Source organism: Phyllobacterium sp. K27, assembly GCF_054796155.1.
Map to the genome: position 1 here is coordinate 133208 of NZ_CM139240.1, position 20796 is coordinate 154003.

Below are 20796 nucleotides of genomic sequence, written 5' to 3' on the forward strand. Positions count from 1 at the left end.
CCAATTCATGCCGCATGGCTGTCCACGGATGATCATTAACCTGCGCCAGCACTATGGATAATCTTTGTCCTCACGCCGTGAAAAGCATGCGAAAACGCAGCAGCGAGCGGCCTTTACGACCACTCGCTGTGCATTTTATCCGCTGGGCGTACGATAGCTCGATTGGCAAAACCATCGAACCACAATAGTGCCCCCACCTACTCGATGATCTGTATCTCCGTTGAGATCGGCCGTTCTATTGGCGACTGCGGATCCAGGAAACCCTTGACCTCACTGAATCGAAGGCTGCCATCCTCATCGCGATCGATCTTCGCGAAATTATCGATGAAGTATCCCACCCCTGCCTTGCTGGCAGATGCAATGGTCACCAAACCTGTCGAGGGATCAGCTGCCCTGTTGAAAAGCGCACGGATACGGTCATCCACAGCATCGAGCACCGTTTCGGGTGTGATTGGAACAGCCGTTCTCTTGACGGGAGCTTTGGTTGGGTCGTGAATTTTTCCTGAAATTGCCGAGCCATATCTTTGCGGTTGCCACAGCGGTACAGAATTGTCCGCAGCCGATCCAGTCACCTGCAAAACAATCGAAGACAGAAATACTGTGGCAAAAAGCGTTACATGATTCATGGCTTCCTCGCCTCCGGCAGTGCGGCGTTGAACGCAGCAAGCCTCAACACCGCCGGTTGATCGTAAAACGCATCCAGTTCAGCCAAGACGTCTTCATACTTATCGGTGTCAAAAGGGCCGATCCCATGCCCGCCAGAGTATAATTTTATCGGAATCCTTGAGGATAATTTTGCATTTTCAATATCGACTTCCGACTGATGGAAAGGCGTGTTGAGATCATAGTAACCGTGTTGAACAAGGACCTTCAGCTTCGGATTGAGTGTCATGCTGAAAGTCAAATCAGGAATAGAGCTTCCCAGCCTGTTGCCCTTTATTGAGAGCTGCTGATCCGGATCATACACCCAGCGACCGAAAAGCGTTTCATTGTAACCCATATATATTGATTGCGTTTTGTAACCAATGAAATTCGCCTGATAGAGTTTGATATTGTCGTAAGGAGTGTCTTTCCTTACCAGTGTAGGATCGGTGTCGCCTTTTGCTAGAAAATACCGCCCATCATTGATAAGCAAGGTACCCTTGGCAGGATCAAATTTCTTTGTGAAGTCGCTACTATCCATATTCGGATTTGCAATCCAAGGGTTGTTGCCCGCGTCATCGCCCGGCTTGTATGGTTTTCCTATCCCTGTCAGTTGGTAAAGTCTGTTGAGGAAATCTGCGGCTTCTGGTTTTTTGAGGTAAGCGTCCCATTGTGCCCGATCGGGCGCTTCCTGGTAAACGCCGCTAAAGACTGTCTGGTAAAGTTGGTTGAAGCGGTCTGCAAATGCCCTGGTGCTTGCCAGGAAGTCCGATATTCTGAAATCTGGTTTTTTGACAGATTTGTCATGAAACGCCTTAACCATTGCATATGTTGGAAGAGCACCATGGCAGGAAACGTAGAAGATGTAGCAATCGGTTTTTTTATCAAGAATGGGCGAGTTCAAGATTAAGCCGCTCAGAATGTTTGCAGGCTTTTTGCCCGGGTCCGGAAGATATTCATTTGTACCGCTCTCCAGCAGCAAACGCCCTATAATCGGCGCGCGCAGACCACCATAGGAAACACCATAAATATATTTTGGCGAACTCTGGCGGTTATTGGCATTAACGTAGCGTGTAATGAAGCTGCGCAAAACCTTTGCATCACTGTCTACCCCCAAAAGTCCTGGTTTTCTTCTGGCCAGATGGCTGCTGAATACCCCGTTCCTACGGGATCAACAAAAACGAGGTCCGTCTTGTTGAGGAGAGTATTGGGATTGTCCTTGACAAGCAAAGTTCCCGCTTTCTCGGAGGCGTCGGCATCGTAGCTTTTAGGACCAAGAAAATTGAGATCAAGGGATGCCGACGCGCCGCCCGGTCCACCATTAAACACAAATGTGACCGGCCGATTTTCTTTTGGCAAATCATCGCGTGTATAGGCCGTATAAAAAATGGCGGCATCTGCATTTTTATATGCCAGCCCGGTTCCGACGCGTATTGAACCTGTCGACACCAGATGTCCGGCAGTTGCGGTAAATTGCACCGGCACACCCTTCAGGTTGATTTTCTGCGACTTGCTTGTCGGCTCCTCGCTAACGGAGTGGCGTGGAACGCCGTCCGCAGGTCCATAAGTGAAGACGGTGGTGGGTTTGACCTCGACCGCCACAACCGGCGGCGCAAACGATGATGTGGTTTCTTCAGGTTCTGACTCTGAACCGCCGCTACAGGCGCCAAGAAAAACTGCGAGCGTCAGCCCGCATAAACGATAATGCATGTTTTAAAAACCTCACAGTATAAATCTGTTCAGAATAAGCGTTTGATATTATTGTGTAATACTTTGGTCTTGTAATGCTGAAATCAAATTGGAAAATTGCCGGAAACCGACTTCAATAGAGACCAAAGGAGATTTGAGGTCAAGAAAATTACCACTTGTTTGGGCCTTTCCACCTACCCGTCTTCGCCCGGCCTTGGTCAAATTTGTGGACATGAGGCACAATCGTCCCCACATCGAAAATATGGAGGCGTAATGGACAGTTTGAGAACCGCATTCACACCCCCGGCACCCATTCCTCGCACTGGACCTGTCGGCACGCTGCAGTTAATCCGCACCATTTACCGCAATCCGCTGGAGCTGTGGGGTGAGCCTTCCTATAATGAGCCATGGGTTTCCATCGACTGGTCTTTCGCCCACACGATCATTGCCAATGATCCCGGCCTCATCCGCCATGTCCTCGTCGATAACGCGAAGAACTACAAAATGGCGGCTGTGCGCCAGCGCATCCTGCGACCGATCCTGCGCGATGGGCTACTAACGGCCGAGGGTGATACATGGAAGCGCTCGCGCAAAGCCATGGCCCCGGTGTTTACGCCGCGCCATATCAATGGCTTTGCGACGAGCATGAAGCGCGCGACAGAGAATTTCGCAAGCCGTTACGATGGAAATTCCGGCATTACCGATGTCTCGCGTGACATGACCATGCTGACCTATGATATTCTTGCCGATACCCTGTTTTCAGGAGAGATTGCGGGCGATCCCGACCAGTTTTCGCACGAAGTCGACCGGCTTTTTGAAACCATGGGGCGGGTTGATCCGCTTGACCTGCTGGGCGCGCCCGAATGGCTGCCGCGCTTTACGCAAATTCGCGGACGTCGCGCCCTCGCCTTCTTCCGCCAGATCGTTGCCAATACGATCGAAATGCGCAAAGCCCGCATGGATAAGGAAGGTGACAAGGTTCCTAACGATTTTCTGACACTGCTCCTGCGTGCGGAAGGGCCGGATGGCCTGTCGCGTGCCGAGATCGAAGACAATATTATCACCTTCATCGGCGCAGGCCATGAAACGACCGCCCGGGCGCTTGGCTGGACGCTTTATCTGCTGGCAAGAGCGCCATGGGAGCGCGATCTGATCGAGCAGGAAATCGACGCCTTCATGGGCCAACGCGATGTGCCGCCGCCGCATGAATGGCTGGACGCGCTACCCTTTACGCGCGCTGCGTTCGAAGAGGCAATGCGGCTCTATCCGCCCGCGCCTTCCATCAACCGGGAGCCGATTGAAGACGATCAATATAAGGACCTGAAACTGCCTAAAGGTTCCGCCGTATTGGTTATGCCGTGGACCGTGCACAGGCATCGTCTTTATTGGGAACAACCGGACGCTTTCATGCCGTCGCGTTTTCACCCGGAGAACCGTGACAAGATTGACCGCTTTCAGTATCTGCCCTTTGGTGCCGGTCCGCGTGTATGTATCGGTGCCAGCTTTGCCTTGCAGGAAGCAATCATAGCTTTAGCAACGCTGCTGCATCGCTTTCGTTTCGACATGGCGGAAATGATAAAGCCATGGCCGGTACAAAAGCTGACAACGCAGCCGGACGGGGGTCTGCCGATGAGTGTGACGCCGCGCCGTTAGTTTATTGCGCAGCTTGATTTCACATGGAATTTATTGTATTTTTATTTCCAATGAAAGGCCATGCCATGCGAACCAACGTTCAACATAAAACAGAAACGCCCAAGACCACCGTTGTTTCCAAGGCATTGCTGCGCTCTGCCGAATTGCTCGGACTGACCGCAAAGGAGCTTTCCAACATTGTCGGCCTGTCGGAACCGAGCCTTTCACGCTTGAAGCGTAGTCTCGATGGTTCGCCGCTCACCGGCAAGAGTTACGAGCTTGCCCTGCTCTTCATTCGTCTCTACCGGTCACTGGATGCCATTGTCGGCGGCGATGATGCTGTGGCGCGCCAGTGGATAAGAACCGATAACACCATGCTCGGCGGCAAACCGCTCAACCGTATCAAAACCATTGACGGTCTCACCCATGTCCTCGCCTATCTGGACGCCCGACGCGCTCCGATCTGAAGCCCGCGTCCTGCATGGCGCCTGTTGGCGTCTGGTCGAAGCGCAGCACCGCGTTTCCACGATGAAGCTTGTCGACACGCTGGACGAGCAGGCTTTGCTTGAGGATGAGCTGGAGGCAACCAAGCCACCCCTACCTGCCGAGTGCGCTCATCTCGATTATCTGCTGGCAACACCTTTCCGCTATGGTCGATATCCCGGCAATTCAAGGTTCCGGCGGGAAGGCTATTCTCCCGGCGTGTTTTATGCCAGCGAGGCTATTGAAACAGCCGTCGCCGAAACTGCATTTTACCGGCTGCTGTTTTTTGCTGAAAGCCCCGGCACGCCATGGCCGCACAACGCGCTGGAGTTTACCGCATTTGAAGCGCGCTATGCCACGACCAAAGCACTTGATCTTATGGCGCCGCCTTTTCTGAAGCAGGCCGCGCAGTGGACTCACTTGAGCGATTATTCCGCCTGCCTCGATCTTTCCGACAAAGCGCAACAGGCAGATATTCAGATGATCCGCTACCAATCGGTTCGCGATCCTGAAGGCCGCGCCAATCTTGCTTTGCTTTCATGCGCCTGTTTCGCCCTGCCTCGCCCCACGAAAATGGCGACATGGCGGCTGCATTTCTCCAGCTATGGCGTCAAGGCGATCTGCGACCAGCAGGATCGGCGTCTGGGCTTCAACCGGGAAATATTCGCCGCCGATCCGAGGATGGCGGCCACCCTCAACTAACCCAGCCTTTCCGCATGCCAAGCAATGTGATCAGCCATAAAAGTCGAGATGAAGAAGTATGAATGGTCGTAACCGTCACGCATGTTCAGCGTCAACGGAATGCCCGCATTCTCACATGCTTCTTCCAACAGCCACGGCCGTAGACCATCATCCAGAAAGCCATCCGCCTTCCCCTGATCGACCAGCAATTCCGGCAGGCGATGCCCATCCTCGATCAAGGCAACACTGTCATAGGCGCGCCATGCCATTTCGTCATTGCCCAGATATTTCTCGAAAGCCGGACGCGACCAGCCAGCCACCATAGGCCGGGCTATTGGCGCGAAGGCGGAAACCGATTTGAAACGGCCGGAAGTTTTCAGTGCCAACGTGATTGCCCCATGGCCACCCATGGAGTGACCAAAAATGCTCTGGCGCTGCATATCAACCGGAAAATTCGCAGCAATCAACGCAGGCAATTCCTCGGCAATATAAGTCGCCATGCGATAGTTTTCGGCATAGGGCTCCTGCGTTGCATCGAGATAAAACCCGGCACCGCTGCCAAACTGCCAATTGTCCTTCTCGTCCGGCACATTCTCACCGCGAGGGCTGGTGTCCGGGCAGATGATCGCAATGCCAAGCTCTGAGGCTGTGCGTCGATACTCCCCCTTATCCATGACATTCTGATGCGTGCAGGTCAGACCCGACAGATACCACAAGACTGGCACCGGCCCATCCTTTGCCTGCGGCGGCAAGAATACTGCAAATGTCATATAGCAGTGGCACGCGTCGCTGCGATGGCGATAAACGCCCTGTGTTCCGCCAAAACTTTTTGCGATTGAGAGCGTTTCCATAGCTGTTCCCGTGACTATTATTATTGACCAAGTGAAACGGCGACGTTGACGGCAGCGGCAACGAGTACCGTGTTGAAAAAGAACGATACAATCGCATGTAGCAGGTTAATCTTGCGCATTTCTGTACTGGTGACAGCGGTATCTGACGTTTGTGCCGTCATGCCGATGACATAGGAAAAATAGAGGAACTCAATCCCGCCGGGTTCCTTGTCGCCAGGAAAATCAAGGCCGCCGATAGGCTTTTGCGCCTTGTCTTTTGTTCCTTCCGCATTCTCATCCGGCTGCCAGTAGAGATGTGCATAATGGATAGCCGTCATCATATGGATGGTCAGCCAGCCGAGAGGCACCGCGGCCAATGCCAATGTGAAATGAAGTGGACGCGGGTTTTGCCCTGAATTGAGCAGGACAAATAGCGAGCCTACCGCAACCAACACAGCACCAAATGTGACCATGAAGATGATCCATACAGGCTCGTCGGATTTGGCAGCATTGCGGCGCAGATAATCCGCCGTCAATTTGGGAATTTTGAAAGCCGTCAGGGTCAGATAGGTCACAAAGAATGCATTTGCAGAAACGACATAGGCAAGGCGTGGCACAAACCACAACCCCAACCCTAGGGCCGCGAGCCCGATAATGGCGGCAATATAAAAAGGGAAATGCCGCTTGTGCATGGGGCGCTACTCGGACGTCACAGTCGCGGGGCGCTGCATATCGATATGCGGAATATCATCTTCCAGATATTCCTCCGAAACGGGCACAAAACCGAATGATTCATAAAAGCGCAACAGATGGCTTTGTGCCGAAAGCTTGATCGGGCTTTCCGGATAAAGCCGTTCACACTGCAAAATCGCCTCCACCATGATCCTGTCCCCGAGGCGCTGGCCGCGATGCTCCGGCGAAACCACAACGCGCCCGATCCGCGCAGCCGGATCGCTTTTGGCCGGTTTGCGTATGCGCGCGCTCGCCACCAACTCCTTGCCGCTCAATATTCGCAGATGCAAGGCGTAAACATCCTTGCCGTCAAGCTCCGGATAGGCGCATTTCTGCTCGACGACAAACACATCCACGCGCAGTTTTAGCATGGCATAAAGATCACGCGGCGACAGTTCGTCGAGGCCGGAAAGAACGACCTTGTAGGCACTTGCTTCCATCAGAAGGTCACGACGCTGCGAATGGACTTGCCCTCATGCATCAGGTCAAATGCCGTATTGATTTCCGGCAAGGGCATGGTGTGGGTGATCAGGCTGTCAATGTCGATCTTGCCTTCCATGTACCAATCAACGATTTTCGGCACATCGGTCCGTCCACGCGCGCCGCCAAAAGCTGTGCCGCGCCAGTTGCGACCGGTAACGAGCTGGAAAGGCCGTGTTGAAATTTCCTTGCCGGCCTCCGCAACGCCGATCACGATACTTGTGCCCCAGCCGCGATGGCAGCATTCCAGTGCCTGCCGCATCACATTGGTGTTGCCCGTTGCATCAAAGGAAAAATCCGCACCGCCATCGGTCAGATCCTGAATGGCGGAAACCACCTTGTCATTGCCGACTTCGTTCGGATTGACGAAATGGGTCATGCCGAATTGCTTGGCCATAGCCACCTTGCCGGGATTGATATCGACACCGATAATCTTGTCAGCACCGACCATACGCGCGCCCTGAATCACATTGAGGCCGATGCCACCAAGACCGAACACCACGACATTCGCGCCGGGCCAGACCTTGCCCGTGTAGATGACGGCACCAATGCCGGTGGTCACACCGCAACCAATGTAGCAAATCTTGTCAAACGGCGCATCCTCGCGCACTTTTGCCAAAGCAATCTCTGGCAAAACGGTAAAGTTGGAGAAGGTCGAGCAGCCCATATAGTGGAAAACTTCACCACCATCGCAAGAAAAGCGGCTTGTTCCATCTGGCATGACGCCTTGTCCCTGTGTGGCGCGGATGGAGGTACACAAGTTCGACCGTTGCGACAGGCAGGTTTTGCATTGGCGGCATTCGGGCGTGTAGAGTGGAATGACGTGATCGCCGACCTTCAGCGAGGTGACGCCAGCACCGATTTCACGCACGATCCCCGCGCCCTCATGGCCAAGGATCGCCGGAAACTTGCCTTCGGAGTCCAGCCCCGACAGAGTGTAAGCATCCGTATGGCAGACACCCGTCGCCATGATCTCGACGAGAACTTCGCCGGGCTTGGGTCCGCCAATCTCGATTGTTTCGATGGTGAGTGGCTTATTGGCTTCCCAGGCAACGGCGGCGCGCGATTTCATATATGTCTCTCCCAATGCATTCTATAGTTGATTTGCTCACTATCAGGATCACAGGCGGGATCGTCAATCAAATCGGCGACATTTCTCGTCATGAAACCGCTTTGTCGCAGTTGGTTATTTCGTTTTCCAGTATGAGAAATAAATGGACTTAGCTCGGCAAAAATTGTCAAAGACGACAATACCAACCTGCGGATATGCCGTGACCATTCTGCCAACCCTTCCCGTAACAGAGATCTTTCCTACGCTTGATGGGGCGCTGGTTGCGGGCAATTCTGCGGTGCTTGTGGCGCCGCCCGGTGCGGGCAAGACCACCCTCATTCCCCTGCATCTGCTGGGTGCACCTTGGCGGGGCGAGCGCTTGATCATCCTGCTTGAGCCGCGCCGGCTTGCGGCCCGCGCCGCAGCAAGCCGCATGGCAAGTCTGTTGGGCGATGAGGTCGGCGCAACTGTCGGCTATCGCATGCGGCTGGAAAACAAGGTTTCTGCCAAGACCCGCATCCTCGTCGTCACCGAAGGCGTGTTCGCCCGGATGATCCTCGATGATCCCGATCTGACAAACATTGCCGCTGTGCTCTTTGATGAGTTTCACGAGCGCAGCCTCGATGCGGATTTCGGCCTTGCACTGGCGCTTGATGTGCAGGCGGCCCTACGCCCCGATCTCAAATTGCTGGTCATGTCCGCGACGCTGGATGGCGCGCGCGTTGCCAGGCTGCTTGGCGATGTGTCGGTGCTTGAAAGCAAGGGGCGCTCGTTTCCTATCGATATACGCTATCGTGAGCGCAAGCCTGACGAGCGCATCGAAGACGCCATGTCCAAGGCGATACGCGATACGCTTGCCGACGAGACCGGCAGCATTCTTGCCTTTCTTCCCGGTCAGCGCGAGATCGAACGCACGGCTGAAGCACTGCAAGGCCGCGTGCCTGCCGATACGCTTATTGTGCCGCTTTACGGAGCGCTTGAGGGACGCGATCAGGATGCGGCGATCAAACCTGCACCGCCGGGCAAGCGCAAGGTGGTGCTTGCCACCTCCATTGCGGAAACATCGATCACCATTGACGGCGTTCGGGTCGTCATTGATAGCGGGCTTGCCCGCCTGCCCAAATTCGAACCTGCAACCGGCTTGACGCGGCTGGAAACTGTCCGCGCTGCCCGCGCCGCCGTCGATCAGCGCGCCGGGCGCGCGGGACGTACGGAACCGGGTATTGCTATCCGTCTTTGGCGTGCGGAACAGACTGCCGCTCTCGAAGCCTTCGCTCCGCCGGAAATTCTGGAGGCTGATCTGACCGGCCTTGTGCTGGATTGCGCCGCATGGGGCGTTTCCGATCCATCCAGCCTTGCCTTTCTTGATAGCCCGCCCGCTCCGGCGGTTAAAGAAGCAAAGAGCTTGCTGGAAAATCTCGGCGCATTGGACAAGGATCATCGCGTCACTCCAATGGGCAATGAAATGCGTGCGCTGGCGCTGCCTGCCCGCCTCGCCCATATGGTGTTGACTGCGCGGGCTAGGGGGCAGGCATTGCGGGCTGCGGAACTTGCCGTTCTACTCACCGAGCGCGGACTTGGCGGCAATGATATCGATCTCGATGTACGGCTTGCCCGCTTTCAGCGTGAACGCGGTGATCGCGCCACCCGTGCCCGCGGGCTTGCAAAGCGACTGGCAGGATCTGGCATGGTTGCTGCTGAAGCCGATAGCGTTGGACGCCTGCTGATCGGCGCCTATCCTGATCGCATTGCCAAATCGCGCGGCAATGGCCAGTTCACTTTGGCCAATGGGCGCGGCGGCGAAGTTGATCCTACTACTTCGCTGGCCAAATCCCCCTGGCTCGTCGTGGCCGACCTTTCAGGCCGTGCCGGGCGCGCGCGCATCCTCGCCGCCGCAGAAGTGAGCGAAGCAGAAATTCGTGACGCCATGGCCGACAGGATCGTCAGCGGTCGGCAGGTCACTTATGATGCGTCCCGCAATGCGCTTCAGGCGCGCGATGCCACGCGGATCGGCGCCATTGCCCTGTCCGAAAAGACCATGCCCGCCCCAACCGGCGAAGAAGCTGACCTTGGTGTCATTGCCGCTGTGAAAGCCCATGGGCTTGATATTCTTCCATGGTCAAAGGAAGCATCGACGCTCCGCCGCCGCCTTGCCTGGCTGCATCAGGGGTTGGGCGCGCCTTGGCCTGCCATGGATGATAATGCCTTGCTTGCCACGCTTGACGATTGGTTGAAACCCTTCCTCAAGGGCAGTGCGCAACTCAACCAGATTCCAGCGCATGTGCTGATTGACGGACTGCGCTCGACCGTTCCCTATGATCTGCAACGCAAGATCGAAACTCTCGCACCCACACATTTCGAAGTTCCGACAGGATCGAATATCCCGATCCGCTATGATGAGGGCGAGCCCGTTCTCGCCGTTCGGGTGCAGGAGCTGTTCGGTCTGGCCACGCATCCGGCTATCGCCAATGGCACCATACCTCTTCTGCTTGAACTCCTGTCTCCCGCGCACCGCCCGATCCAGATAACCCGTGATCTTCCCGGTTTCTGGAAAGGCTCCTGGGCTGATGTTCGCAGCGATATGCGCGGCCGCTATCCCCGCCACGTCTGGCCGGAAGATCCAACCAATGCAGTGCCCACCGCCCGGGCAAAACCACGGGGGACGTGAGGGTTTCTAAGGTGAACTTGCAAAAATGTGATGCGTGGTTCGACGGGGCTCACCATGAGGAGCGTAGTGAATTGCAACAACTGCCAAGGCCTCAGATATTGGCTCCCTGCAAGCTACAACCTTCCTCATGGTGAGCCCCGTCGAACCACGCACTATATTCTTGCAACAGCGAGCCTCAGTTAACAGGCTGAACTCTCCAATTCCATTTTTGCCACATTTGATCTAAAGCACCTCCATGGTTCAGGATTTCGGCATACGCTCATCATATCTGTCGCGCCGGTTGCGGTTGACGACGCTCATTCGTCTGCGCTGGCTTGCGGTGGCAGGCCAAAGCATGGCGGTTCTGTTTGTCGCGCTCTACCTGAAATTTCCCTTCCCCGTCAGCGTGTGTTTTGCCCTGATCGCCTGTTCGGCATGGCTTAATCTGCTTATGTCATTCCGCTACCCGATCAACCACCGGCTACAGCCGCGCGCAGCAATCCCAGTGCTTGCTTTTGATATTCTGCAGGTTGCGGGTCTGCTCTATATGACCGGCGGCTTGCAAAATCCGTTTGCGGTTCTGATGATCGTTCCTGTCATCATATCCGCAACATCGCTGCCCTCGTGGTCAACCATCCTGCTTGGGCTTCTTGTCACTGTCTGCGCCACTGTCCTTGCCTATATTTACCTGCCGCTGCCCTGGTATCCGGGCGAGACCATGCAACTGCCCTTCGTGCTCATCGCCGGTGTCTGGTGTTCTGTGGTTTCCGCCCTCGCCTTCACGGCTGTCTATGCCTATCGCGTGGCGGAGGAAGCACGCCTGCTGGCCGATGCGCTGACAGCAACGGAACTGATTCTGCAGCGCGAACAGCATCTGTCGGCGCTTGATGGACTTGCCGCCGCTGCTGCCCATGAACTGGGTACGCCGCTTGCCACGATCGCTCTTGTCGTCAAGGAGATGGAGCGCAGCCTGAAGAATGATGATCGGTACGCCGAAGATATCGAGCTTTTGCGCTCGCAGACTCAACGCTGCCGCGAGATTTTGAAGCGTCTCACCAGCCTTTCATCCACCAGCGAAGAACATATGTCCCGCCTGAAGATTTCCTCGCTGATCGAGGAGGTCATCGCACCGAACCGCAACTTTGGCATTGGCATCGAAGTGACCAAATTGCGCGGGGAAGGCACCGAACCATTCATCCGCCGTAACCCCGGCATCATTTATGGCCTCGGCAATCTGGTCGAGAATGCCGTTGATTTCGCCAGACAGACCATACGGGTCAGCTGGGGCTGGAATGACAAGACCGTCGAGATCATCGTCAGCGATGATGGCAAGGGATTTGCTCCCGAGATTCTGGACCGGATCGGAGAACCCTATACGACGGGCCGCGACCGCGAAGTGAATGAACATGGTGGTGGTCTGGGGCTCGGTCTGTTTATTGCGAAAACGCTTCTGGAGCGTTCGGGGGCCACAATCACATTCCGCAATCGAAATGATCCGGGACAAGGTGCTGAGGTCGTCGTCATCTGGCCGCTTAGTGAACTGGCTACAAGTGGATAGAATTAGCTCTATATCGGCAAAATTTGTTCTAGCCTTTGACTTTTTCTTCATTGCGAACCATTAACGTCAATAACTATTACAAAATGAGCAGGAAACCCTGATGGACAATACGGATCAGGACGATATTGCCGCCATTGGCAACGATCCGACACTTCTTCTTGTTGATGATGACAAGCCCTTCTTGCAGCGCCTTGCACGGGCCATGGAAACACGCGGCTTCACCGTGGCGATCGCCGATTCGGTGGAAGCCGGGCTTGCCAGTGTCAAAAGCCATGCCCCGGCCTATGCCGTTGTCGACATGCGACTTGGTGATGGCAATGGCCTTGACATTATCGAAGCCATTCGCGCCCGCCGCGAAGATACGCGCGCAGTGATCCTCACCGGCTACGGCAATATTGCGACAGCGGTCAATGCTGTGAAGCTCGGCGCTATCGACTACCTCTCCAAACCCGCGGATGCGGATGAAGTCTTCGCAGCGCTGACGCGGCGTTCCGGCGAAAAGGTGGCGCCGCCCGAAAATCCGATGTCCGCAGATCGCGTACGTTGGGAACATATTCAGCGCGTTTATGAAATGTGCGACCGGAATGTTTCGGAGACGGCACGCCGGCTTAATATGCACCGGCGTACCTTGCAGCGTATTCTGGCCAAGCGCGCGCCGCGCTAGATCTTCATTGCATTATCTCTGTGCGTGGTTCGCCCTTCGACAAGCTCAGGATGAGGGAGGTTGAGCTTAGCAGAGAGTCTAATTCTGAGACATGGAAGACGGCTTTCAATCAAACCACCCCCTCATCCTGAGCTTGTCGAAGGACGCACAGCGCTCTTGCCACAGGATAAAAGAACTTAGGGCGGCATCATTCTACCGCCCTGTGTACCTGATCTCAGAACCTGACGCTCAAATCGGCCTTGACGGCATTGTCATGCGACTGGCTGGAGAACTGGCCGGTATAGCCGATGCCGATGCTGGTGGTCTTGCCGATGCCAAAGTCCAGCCCGGCCTCGATGATGGCCGCATCCTTGGCCATGCCAGCACCCTCAACCGTGAAGCCCTGACCGCCACTGAAGGTAAGGCTGGCCTCAGGCGTCACATCGCCAAAGCCATGGGTCCAGCCCAGCATGCCGCGTGCCGTCAGTGTCGTGCTTTCGCTCAAGGTGAACTGGCGCGAGGCACGCAGCCCGAGCGTTGTCACCGTCAGATCGGTGCTTGCACCTGCGCCGGTCAAATTGCTGATCGCGCCATCTTCGCCAAAGCCATCGGTCTTGACATGCACATGCCGTGCTGCCGCAAAGGGTTCGAATGCGGCATAGGCCGTGTTGATCGCATAGCCGAGTTCGCCAAACACCTGTACGGAGCGCGCATCATAGGAAGCCTGATGCTCGTCATGCAGCGCGCCGAACGCTACGCTCCGCTTGGTGTCGATCTCGTGCTGGCCGAGATTGACGCCAAAGCGAAGCCCGAGCGCGTCCCACCTGGTGCCGCCATAGACACCGAGCTGATAATGATCCACCGATGCCTTGCCATTGCCATGCAACGATGTGCTGCCATAGCCGGCAAGCAGACCGAAGCGCCAGTCATCGGCAATCACGCCATCCATGCCGGTGACAAGACCGCCGGTGCTGCGGCTGTAGCCGGACGCATTGCCGTTTCCATCCGCATGCGCCCATGAGCCATAGGCTTCACCCCAAAGCGCCGTGCTTGCTGCGGCGGGCTCAACAGCAGCAAAAGCTTCGCTACCCTTCGGCTTGGCCTCAGCACCATAGGCCAATGGCGCGGTGACAGACTGTGCCTTGCCCGCTACACCGCCAAAGGCATGGCGAAGCCGCGCCATTGCCGCATCGGAAATGACATGGCTGTCATTGGCCAGAACACCGGAGACCGTCGCATGAACCTCGCCCGACAGCGTATCGAAATTGAGGGGCGCATCAGACGAGGAAACAATCACCTGACCGAGCAGCCTGTTGCCCTTGACGCCCTGTGATTGGATGGCCCGCCACACGCCTTTATGGTTGCCGCTTTCAACGCCAGCGGCAAAGAAATCGGCGGAAACAAAGCCTTGCATTTTTTCCTCGAAAAGCCGGGCCTGCAGACGCGCGCGCTCGGCTTCCGCTTTTTCTTGTGCTTGGGCAAGCCGCCTGGCTTGTGCCACCGCATCTGCCTTGGCCTTCGCTTCGGCAAGGCGTTCAGCTTCCTTGGCTACAGGATCGGGCTTTGCGACTTCAGCGACAATCTTATCTGTCTCGGCTACAGCACCTTTGTCTATCGCTACGTCCACAGGACGCTCGGTTTCCTCGACCACAGGATCAGGCTTTGCAACTTCAGCCACCTCCGCTCCCGTATCAACGACAGCATTGGTTTCCACCGCCGCATCCGCAGGGTGTTGCGCTTCCTCGACTACAGGATAGGACTTTGGAACCTCAGCGGTATTCTTTCCGGTCTCAGCTACGGCATCGGCTGGTGCCTTGACCTCTGCAACTGCCTTGGCTTCTGCCTCCGCAGCCAGCTTAGCCTCCTCGGCAAGCTTCACCCTTTCAGCCTCCGCTTCCGCGAGCTGCTTTTCCAGCTCCTTGGCCTTTTCGGTTTTGACTTTCGGCGTGAAGTCGAACGTCATGACCACCTTGTTCTTGTCTGAGTAGTCGAGCGTCGGTGTAATATAATTATAGCCGGGAGCGATTTTATCAAATTGACCATTTACCCCCTTCCCGGTCGTTAAAATATCATATCTCTTTCCGAACAGGCTTTCAGCTGTATCTTCCGGTATAAAGCTGTCGCTATCCTCCGCCATTATACTGACATGAGCACCTTTCAAAATTGCAGTGCCTGCCACATCAAGCCTAGTGCTCGTCGCAAAGTCTGCTGAAAGCTCCACTATTAACAAACTGCCTTTCTCAAATGCCGCATCTTTTCTTACATGAAGCGGGGCTGTTTGGGCCTCGGAACTGCCACTACTTACTTGTCCACCGCGCTTGACCAGGAGACTATCTATTGTGCCCGTACCATAGAGCCAGCCTTCAATAGTGACCAGATTCTGGACATGACCATTGACACCAAATGCACCATCCTCATGCACAAAAACGGGAGATCGGAGCGAAGGAACACCGCTCTGACCATCATCCTCGAGGAGGAGCCAACCATTCTCAATGCGCGTTTCGCCCGTATAGCTATTAACACCCTCAAGGACCAGCGTACCCATGCCGGTTTTGGTCAATCCGGCATCGAAGGTTAAAAGCTCCGCGTATTTGGCCTCCAGCGCAGCAATCTTCTCATCCATGGTCGTATCAGGAGGGTTTGCGCTATTTTGGGCACGCTTTGATTTCCAAAGATCAAGCTCCTTGAGAACCTGCTCTTTACGCTGTTGGAGTAACGTGTCCGAAATATCCTGCCTCCACGTTTCTTGCGTATCCTCGTCAATCACATTCGCCGTGAACCGCCTCAGGAACTGTGTAGGTCCACGCTTTGCCTGACGTAGATCAATCTTGGCGGTAAGATTCTTTGCCCGGCTCCTGGCAGCAGCCACTTTCAAAATATCGAGAAGCTCCTGCTCGCCCAGATAGGGATAATACTTCCGCAGCCTCTCCAACGATTTGTTATCGCGGGGAAAGGATATGATTTCATGACCCTCGCTGTCGAAGATAAAAGGATCATCGCCAGCCTGCGCGCTTTTACCAGCACCGACGCCTGTCTTGCCAATGCTGTCAGCATAGGTTGGGCAGCTTGCCGTCAAAAGGATCAGCGTGGAAACAAGGCTGCCTTTCAGACGATTACGAAAAGCCGCAACGGAATAGATTTTCGCGCCGGAAATGGCGCCGTCCGTATGAAAAGCCATAAAGAAACCCCGATACTTAATACAAAATCAGATACGCCTTACAGTTGTATTCTTTGAACACGCTGTAACCATAAATTGCATACGGGGATCGTCAATTAGCCTTTAGGCCTACGGAAAAACGCATTCTCTCCGCAGCGAACATTCGCTGGGTGATCACAACATAGGCGATGACAGGAAGCGTTTGCCGATAGGCGAATATCGGCAACCATCTGTTGGTAAAGGGCTTTTTTACGCCGCGGCCCTATTCCATATCGGTTTCGGGCAGATCGATTCCTGACAGTTCGGCAAGGGTCATGCGGGCGGCACTCACGCGGGCGAAGCGCAGCGTCATTGCCTTGCGCGTGGCGCCTGCCAGCTTGTGCTCAGGCGCATCACGGATAATCTCGGCGCCATAGCCATCCGAGAGAATGAAGCCGCAATCCTCGGGAAATATATCGGCTGGAACACCCGGATGAGTAGCAAAGAACAGCCGGTCGCAGTAATCGCGATAGGTGGGCCATTTGCGATCCACCTTCCAGTCCTCAATGGACGATTTTATCTCGACAATCCAGATTTCACCATTGCGGGACAATGCCACAAGATCTGCACGCCGGCCGGAAGCCAGCGATAGTTCCGGCATGACCGCCAGGCCCATTTCCAGAAAAAGCCGCTGCACACCGCGGCGCACCAGCATGGCATTTTCGGATTGGCGGCCATCGATAAGCGGATTGGTCTGGCTCAGACTGACTATAGGCATGATGGCGAATCTATCGGCATTTTTGCAACCATGTGGTGGAAAATACACCTATAGATAGGTGAAAACCATGGTTAATGGAAAACGAAGCTTTACGGTTAATGAAGCTTTAACAATAATGGCGCTAAAGAGGCAACCATAAGTAGCATATGGATTCGCACAACCAACGGGGTGATCATGCGATTTAAAACTATCGTTCTTGCGGCTGGCCTGATGGGCGCAGCTGCACTGGCCGGCTGTTCCACGATCGGGTTTAATTACTCAACGGCCTCTTACAGCTCGGTCACGGATGCAGGCTACGTCCTTCCCGCGATTCCCCGTGCAAAAATTCCTCCACAGTTCCTGCGACAGGAAGTTCGCTATGATGGCGGCGAAACGCCTGGCACGATCATTGTCGATACACAGACAAAATTTCTTTACTTCGTGCTCGGCGGCGGCAAGGCCATGCGCTACGGCATTGGTGTCGGCAAGGAAGGTTTCGAGTGGAACGGATCGGCACGCATTGCACTCAAGCGTGAATGGCCGACATGGACGCCTCCAAGCGCAATGATCAAGCGCAGGCCGGAACTGGCTGAATTCCGCAATGGCATGAGGCCGGGGCTGCAAAATCCGCTTGGCGCCCGCGCGCTTTATCTCTTCAACAAGGGTGGTGATACGGGCTATCGCCTGCATGGCACGCCGGAGTGGTGGTCTATCGGAAAAGCCATGTCATCCGGCTGCATTCGCCTGATGAACCAGGACATTATCGACCTTTACAATCGTGCCGAGGTCGGCGCCAAGGTCATTGTTCGATAAAACAGTTCTGCTCAACCACGAAACATCGCAAAAAGGTCACTCTCGAGTGGCCTTTTTTGTTAGATGACAAGAATATGACCAACACTCCAATATGTCTTTATTTTTCTCTCCTGATTTTGCCGTGTTGACCTGATCATCTGCCGCCTCATAGATTGCACCTGTCGATCTTGGACCAACCCGGATAGAGAAATTCCAGGAAAAGTGTGTAGCGGTTTTCCGTCCGGAATTGCGTAAAACAAAGACTTAGAGCGTCGTTTTGAATCTTCAAAACGCAAAACGCTCTAAGCTAAAACTGGAAAGTGAATATGTTTAAAACCGTTGCCACCCAACCATTCGATGACCAAAAGCCCGGTACATCAGGTCTTCGCAAGAAGGTCCCTGTTTTCCAGCAGCCCAATTATGCGGAGAATTTCATTCAGTCGGTATTCGACGCCCTTGAAGGCTATGACGGCACGACACTGGTGATTGGCGGAGATGGCCGCTACTACAACCGCGAAGTCATCCAGATCGCGCTGAAGATGGCCGCCGCCAATGGTTTTGGCCGGGTACTGGTGGGTCAGGGCGGTATCCTCTCAACCCCGGCTGCCTCTCATCTCATTCGCAAATACAAGGCATTTGGCGGGTTGATCCTCTCGGCTAGCCATAATCCAGGCGGCCCCACCGAAGATTTCGGCATTAAATACAATATCGGCAATGGCGGTCCCGCACCGGAAAAGATCACCGAAGCCATTTTCGCCATCTCGAAAACCATCAAGGAATACAGGATCGCCGAGAGCGCTGACATCGATATAGACGCGATAGGCACGCAGAAGCTTGGCGACATGGATGTAGAGATTGTCGATTCCGTTGCCGATTATGCGGCCTTGATGGAAACTTTGTTCGACTTTGACGCCATTCGTGCCCTGATCAAATCGGGCTTCACCTTGCGTTTTGATTCCATGCATGCGGTGACAGGCCCCTATGGCAAGGAAATTCTCGAAAAGCGCCTCGGCGCACCGGAAGGCACCTGCCTCAATTTCGTGCCGCTGACGGATTTTGGCGGCCACCACCCTGATCCTAATCTGGTTTATGCCAAGGAACTCTATGACCTTCTCATGTCGGCCAATGGCCCCGATTTCGGTGCGGCATCCGATGGCGACGGCGACCGCAATCTTATCATCGGCAAGGGTATTTTCATCACTCCTTCCGACTCGCTTGCCATGCTTGCTGCCAATGCGCATCTTGCGCCGGGCTATAAGGCTGGCCTTAAAGGCATTGCCCGCTCCATGCCAACCAGCGGTGCTGCCGACCGTGTTGCGGAAAAGTTGAAAATCGGCATGTATGAGACGCCGACAGGCTGGAAGTTCTTCGGCAATCTGCTGGATGCGGACATGGCAACCATCTGCGGCGAAGAGAGCTCCGGCACGGGTTCAAATCATGTGCGCGAAAAGGACGGACTTTGGGCCGTTCTGCTCTGGCTTAACATACTCGCTGTTCGCCGCATGAGTGTTCAGGAAATCGCCGCTGAACATTGGACAAGCTATGGCCGTAACTATTATTCGCGCCACGATTATGAAGGCGTTGATACGACCAGCGCAAACAGGGTTATCGACGCGCTACGCGCCAAGCTCGCCAGTCTGCCGGGCACGTCCGTTCAGGGCCTGAAAATCGCAGCAGCGGATGATTTTGCCTATCACGATCCGGTCGACAAATCCGTCAGCGAGCATCAGGGCATCCGCATCCTGTTCGAAGGCGGATCGCGCGTTGTTTTCCGCCTGTCAGGGACCGGCACCTCTGGCGCTACCATCCGCGTCTATATCGAGCGCTATGAACCAGACCCGTCGCGACATGATCTGGAAACGCAGGCAGCGCTTGCGGACCTTATCCTTGCTGCCGAGGAGCTTTCCGCCATCAAGGCCCAGACCGGTCGCAAAGAACCGAGCGTGATTACTTAAATCCTTGCAGGATAGAGACGGGCACTGCGGCAGGTTCGCTCTGCCGCGTGTCTGTGCCTGCAATCTTCAATTCCAACCCCCTGATATTCAAGGCATCAAGAGGTATTGATGACACAACTTCGCGTGCTCTATCCGCCGATAGAACCCTATGAAACCGGCATGCTCGATGTTGGCGACGGGCATTCCATCTACTATGAACGCTCGGGGAAAAGGGGCGGTAAACCAGCGGTTTTTCTCCATGGCGGCCCGGGTAGCGGCGTATCGCCAAATCATCGCCGTCTCTTCAAACCTGATGTTTACGATGTCATGCTGTTCGACCAGCGCGGTTGCGGAAGGTCGGTCCCTCACGCCGACCTTAACGCCAATACAACATGGCATCTTGTCGAGGATATCGAGCGCTTGCGGAAGCTGGCCGGTGTTGAGAAATGGATGGTATTCGGAGGGTCGTGGGGATCGACGCTTGGCCTCGCTTATGCAGAAAAGCACCCTGAACATGTCAGTGAACTGATCCTGCGCGGCATTTATACGGTCACCAAAGCGGAGATCAACTGGTACTATCAGTTTGGTGTTTCCGAGATATTTCCGGACAAATGGGAGCTGTTTCAAGCACCCATTCCGGAGGAGGAACGCGGCGACATGGTTGCCGCTTACCACAAGCGCTTGACTGGATGCGATCCGGTTGCCCAGCTTGAAGCAGCAAAAGCATGGACAATCTGGGAGGGTGAGACGGTGACGCTTCTTCCTGATTCTGAATATTCCGCACGCTTCAGGGATGGTCATTATGCGCTGGCCTTTGCCCGGCTGGAGAACCATTACTTCATGAACGGCTCATGGCTGGAGGAGGGACAGTTGCTTCGTGACGCCTATAAGCTCCACGGTATTCCGGGTGTAATTGTTCAGGGACGCTATGACATGCCCTGCCCGGTCAAATATGCCTATGCGCTTCACAAGGCGTGGCCGGATGCCGAATATCATCTGATTGAAGGCGCAGGACACGCTTATATGGAACCGGGTATTCTTGACCGATTGATCCGTGCCACTGATCAGTTTTCCGGGCTTTAGTGCAGCGAACCAATCGTTCTTTAAAT

At 54.9% G+C, this 20796-nt stretch carries 18 protein-coding genes; 9 read left to right on the top strand and 9 right to left on the bottom strand.

Annotated elements, in window-relative coordinates:
- Positions 1-197: 197 nt before the first annotated feature.
- From ACYJL1_RS00690 to ACYJL1_RS00700, 3 genes are read right to left on the bottom strand one after another with little or no spacing between them, the layout of a single operon-like run.
- Positions 198-626 (bottom strand): hypothetical protein, encoded by a 429-nt coding sequence (locus ACYJL1_RS00690; protein ID WP_460896562.1) that lies wholly within the window; start codon positions 624-626, stop codon positions 198-200.
- Positions 623-1759, bottom strand: coding sequence for a hypothetical protein (locus ACYJL1_RS00695; protein ID WP_460896563.1), 1137 nt, complete (start codon positions 1757-1759; stop codon positions 623-625). The genes ACYJL1_RS00690 and ACYJL1_RS00695 overlap by 4 nt, the downstream gene beginning before the upstream one ends.
- Positions 1750-2352, bottom strand: a complete 603-nt coding sequence (locus tag ACYJL1_RS00700; protein ID WP_460896564.1) for a S10 family serine carboxypeptidase-like protein — start codon at positions 2350-2352, stop codon at positions 1750-1752. The genes ACYJL1_RS00695 and ACYJL1_RS00700 overlap by 10 nt, the downstream gene beginning before the upstream one ends.
- Before the next feature lie 252 nt (positions 2353-2604).
- On the opposite strand from ACYJL1_RS00700, the gene ACYJL1_RS00705 reads away from it, so the two are divergent.
- From ACYJL1_RS00705 to ACYJL1_RS00715, 3 genes are all read left to right on the top strand, one after another.
- Positions 2605-3984, top strand: coding sequence for a cytochrome P450 (locus tag ACYJL1_RS00705; protein ID WP_460896565.1), 1380 nt, complete (start codon positions 2605-2607; stop codon positions 3982-3984).
- 65 nt (positions 3985-4049) lie between these two features.
- Positions 4050-4430 carry an antitoxin Xre/MbcA/ParS toxin-binding domain-containing protein gene (locus tag ACYJL1_RS00710; protein ID WP_460896566.1) on the top strand — a complete coding sequence of 127 codons (381 nt, stop codon included), beginning with the start codon at positions 4050-4052 and terminating at the stop codon, positions 4428-4430.
- Entirely contained in the window at positions 4390-5148 is a 759-nt protein-coding gene (locus ACYJL1_RS00715; RefSeq protein ID WP_460896567.1) for an RES family NAD+ phosphorylase, read from the top strand. The genes ACYJL1_RS00710 and ACYJL1_RS00715 overlap by 41 nt, the downstream gene beginning before the upstream one ends.
- On the opposite strand, the gene fghA is transcribed toward ACYJL1_RS00715, so the two are convergent.
- The 4 genes from fghA to ACYJL1_RS00735 are packed head-to-tail and all read right to left on the bottom strand — an operon-like array spanning position 5145 to position 8241.
- A complete protein-coding gene (gene fghA, locus ACYJL1_RS00720; RefSeq protein WP_460896568.1) occupies positions 5145-5978 on the bottom strand; it encodes an S-formylglutathione hydrolase in 834 nt (277 codons plus the stop codon). The genes ACYJL1_RS00715 and fghA overlap by 4 nt on opposite strands.
- A gap of 20 nt (positions 5979-5998) precedes the next feature.
- Complete coding sequence (locus tag ACYJL1_RS00725; RefSeq protein ID WP_460896569.1) at positions 5999-6649, bottom strand: DUF1345 domain-containing protein; 651 nt, start codon at positions 6647-6649, stop codon at positions 5999-6001.
- A gap of 6 nt (positions 6650-6655) precedes the next feature.
- A complete protein-coding gene (locus ACYJL1_RS00730; RefSeq protein ID WP_460896570.1) occupies positions 6656-7129 on the bottom strand; it encodes a GNAT family N-acetyltransferase in 474 nt (157 codons plus the stop codon).
- Positions 7129-8241, bottom strand: a complete 1113-nt coding sequence (locus ACYJL1_RS00735) for an S-(hydroxymethyl)glutathione dehydrogenase/class III alcohol dehydrogenase (RefSeq protein WP_460896571.1) — start codon at positions 8239-8241, stop codon at positions 7129-7131. Before ACYJL1_RS00735 ends, ACYJL1_RS00730 begins: the two co-directional genes overlap by 1 nt.
- Positions 8242-8440: 199 nt before the next feature.
- Here ACYJL1_RS00735 and hrpB point away from each other — a divergent pair, with 199 nt between their 5' ends.
- The 3 genes from hrpB (at position 8441) to ACYJL1_RS00750 (ending at position 13089) form a co-directional block, all read left to right on the top strand.
- The gene (gene hrpB, locus ACYJL1_RS00740) at positions 8441-10888 is read left to right on the top strand and encodes an ATP-dependent helicase HrpB (protein ID WP_460896572.1); all 2448 of its coding nucleotides are present in this window, start codon (positions 8441-8443) and stop codon (positions 10886-10888) included.
- Between the two features lie 235 nt (positions 10889-11123).
- The gene (locus ACYJL1_RS00745) at positions 11124-12425 is read left to right on the top strand and encodes an ActS/PrrB/RegB family redox-sensitive histidine kinase (protein WP_460896573.1); all 1302 of its coding nucleotides are present in this window, start codon (positions 11124-11126) and stop codon (positions 12423-12425) included.
- 100 nt (positions 12426-12525) lie between these two features.
- Positions 12526-13089, top strand: coding sequence for an ActR/PrrA/RegA family redox response regulator transcription factor (locus tag ACYJL1_RS00750; protein ID WP_115051510.1), 564 nt, complete (start codon positions 12526-12528; stop codon positions 13087-13089).
- 214 nt (positions 13090-13303) lie between these two features.
- On the opposite strand, the gene ACYJL1_RS00755 is transcribed toward ACYJL1_RS00750, so the two are convergent.
- Entirely contained in the window at positions 13304-16246 is a 2943-nt protein-coding gene (locus ACYJL1_RS00755) for an autotransporter domain-containing protein (RefSeq protein WP_460896574.1), read from the bottom strand.
- A 241-nt stretch (positions 16247-16487) separates the two neighbouring features.
- Positions 16488-16982, bottom strand: a complete 495-nt coding sequence (locus tag ACYJL1_RS00760) for an MmcB family DNA repair protein (protein WP_460896575.1) — start codon at positions 16980-16982, stop codon at positions 16488-16490.
- 174 nt (positions 16983-17156) lie between these two features.
- Between ACYJL1_RS00760 and ACYJL1_RS00765 the strand changes: the two genes are divergently transcribed.
- The 3 genes from ACYJL1_RS00765 (at position 17157) to pip (ending at position 20770) form a co-directional block, all read left to right on the top strand.
- Positions 17157-17774 carry a L,D-transpeptidase gene (locus ACYJL1_RS00765; RefSeq protein WP_460896576.1) on the top strand — a complete coding sequence of 206 codons (618 nt, stop codon included), beginning with the start codon at positions 17157-17159 and terminating at the stop codon, positions 17772-17774.
- A 305-nt stretch (positions 17775-18079) separates the two neighbouring features.
- Positions 18080-19708 (top strand): alpha-D-glucose phosphate-specific phosphoglucomutase, encoded by a 1629-nt coding sequence (locus ACYJL1_RS00770; protein WP_460896577.1) that lies wholly within the window; start codon positions 18080-18082, stop codon positions 19706-19708.
- A gap of 108 nt (positions 19709-19816) precedes the next feature.
- Positions 19817-20770 (top strand): prolyl aminopeptidase, encoded by a 954-nt coding sequence (gene pip / locus ACYJL1_RS00775; protein ID WP_460896578.1) that lies wholly within the window; start codon positions 19817-19819, stop codon positions 20768-20770.
- Positions 20771-20796: the final 26 nt, after the last annotated feature.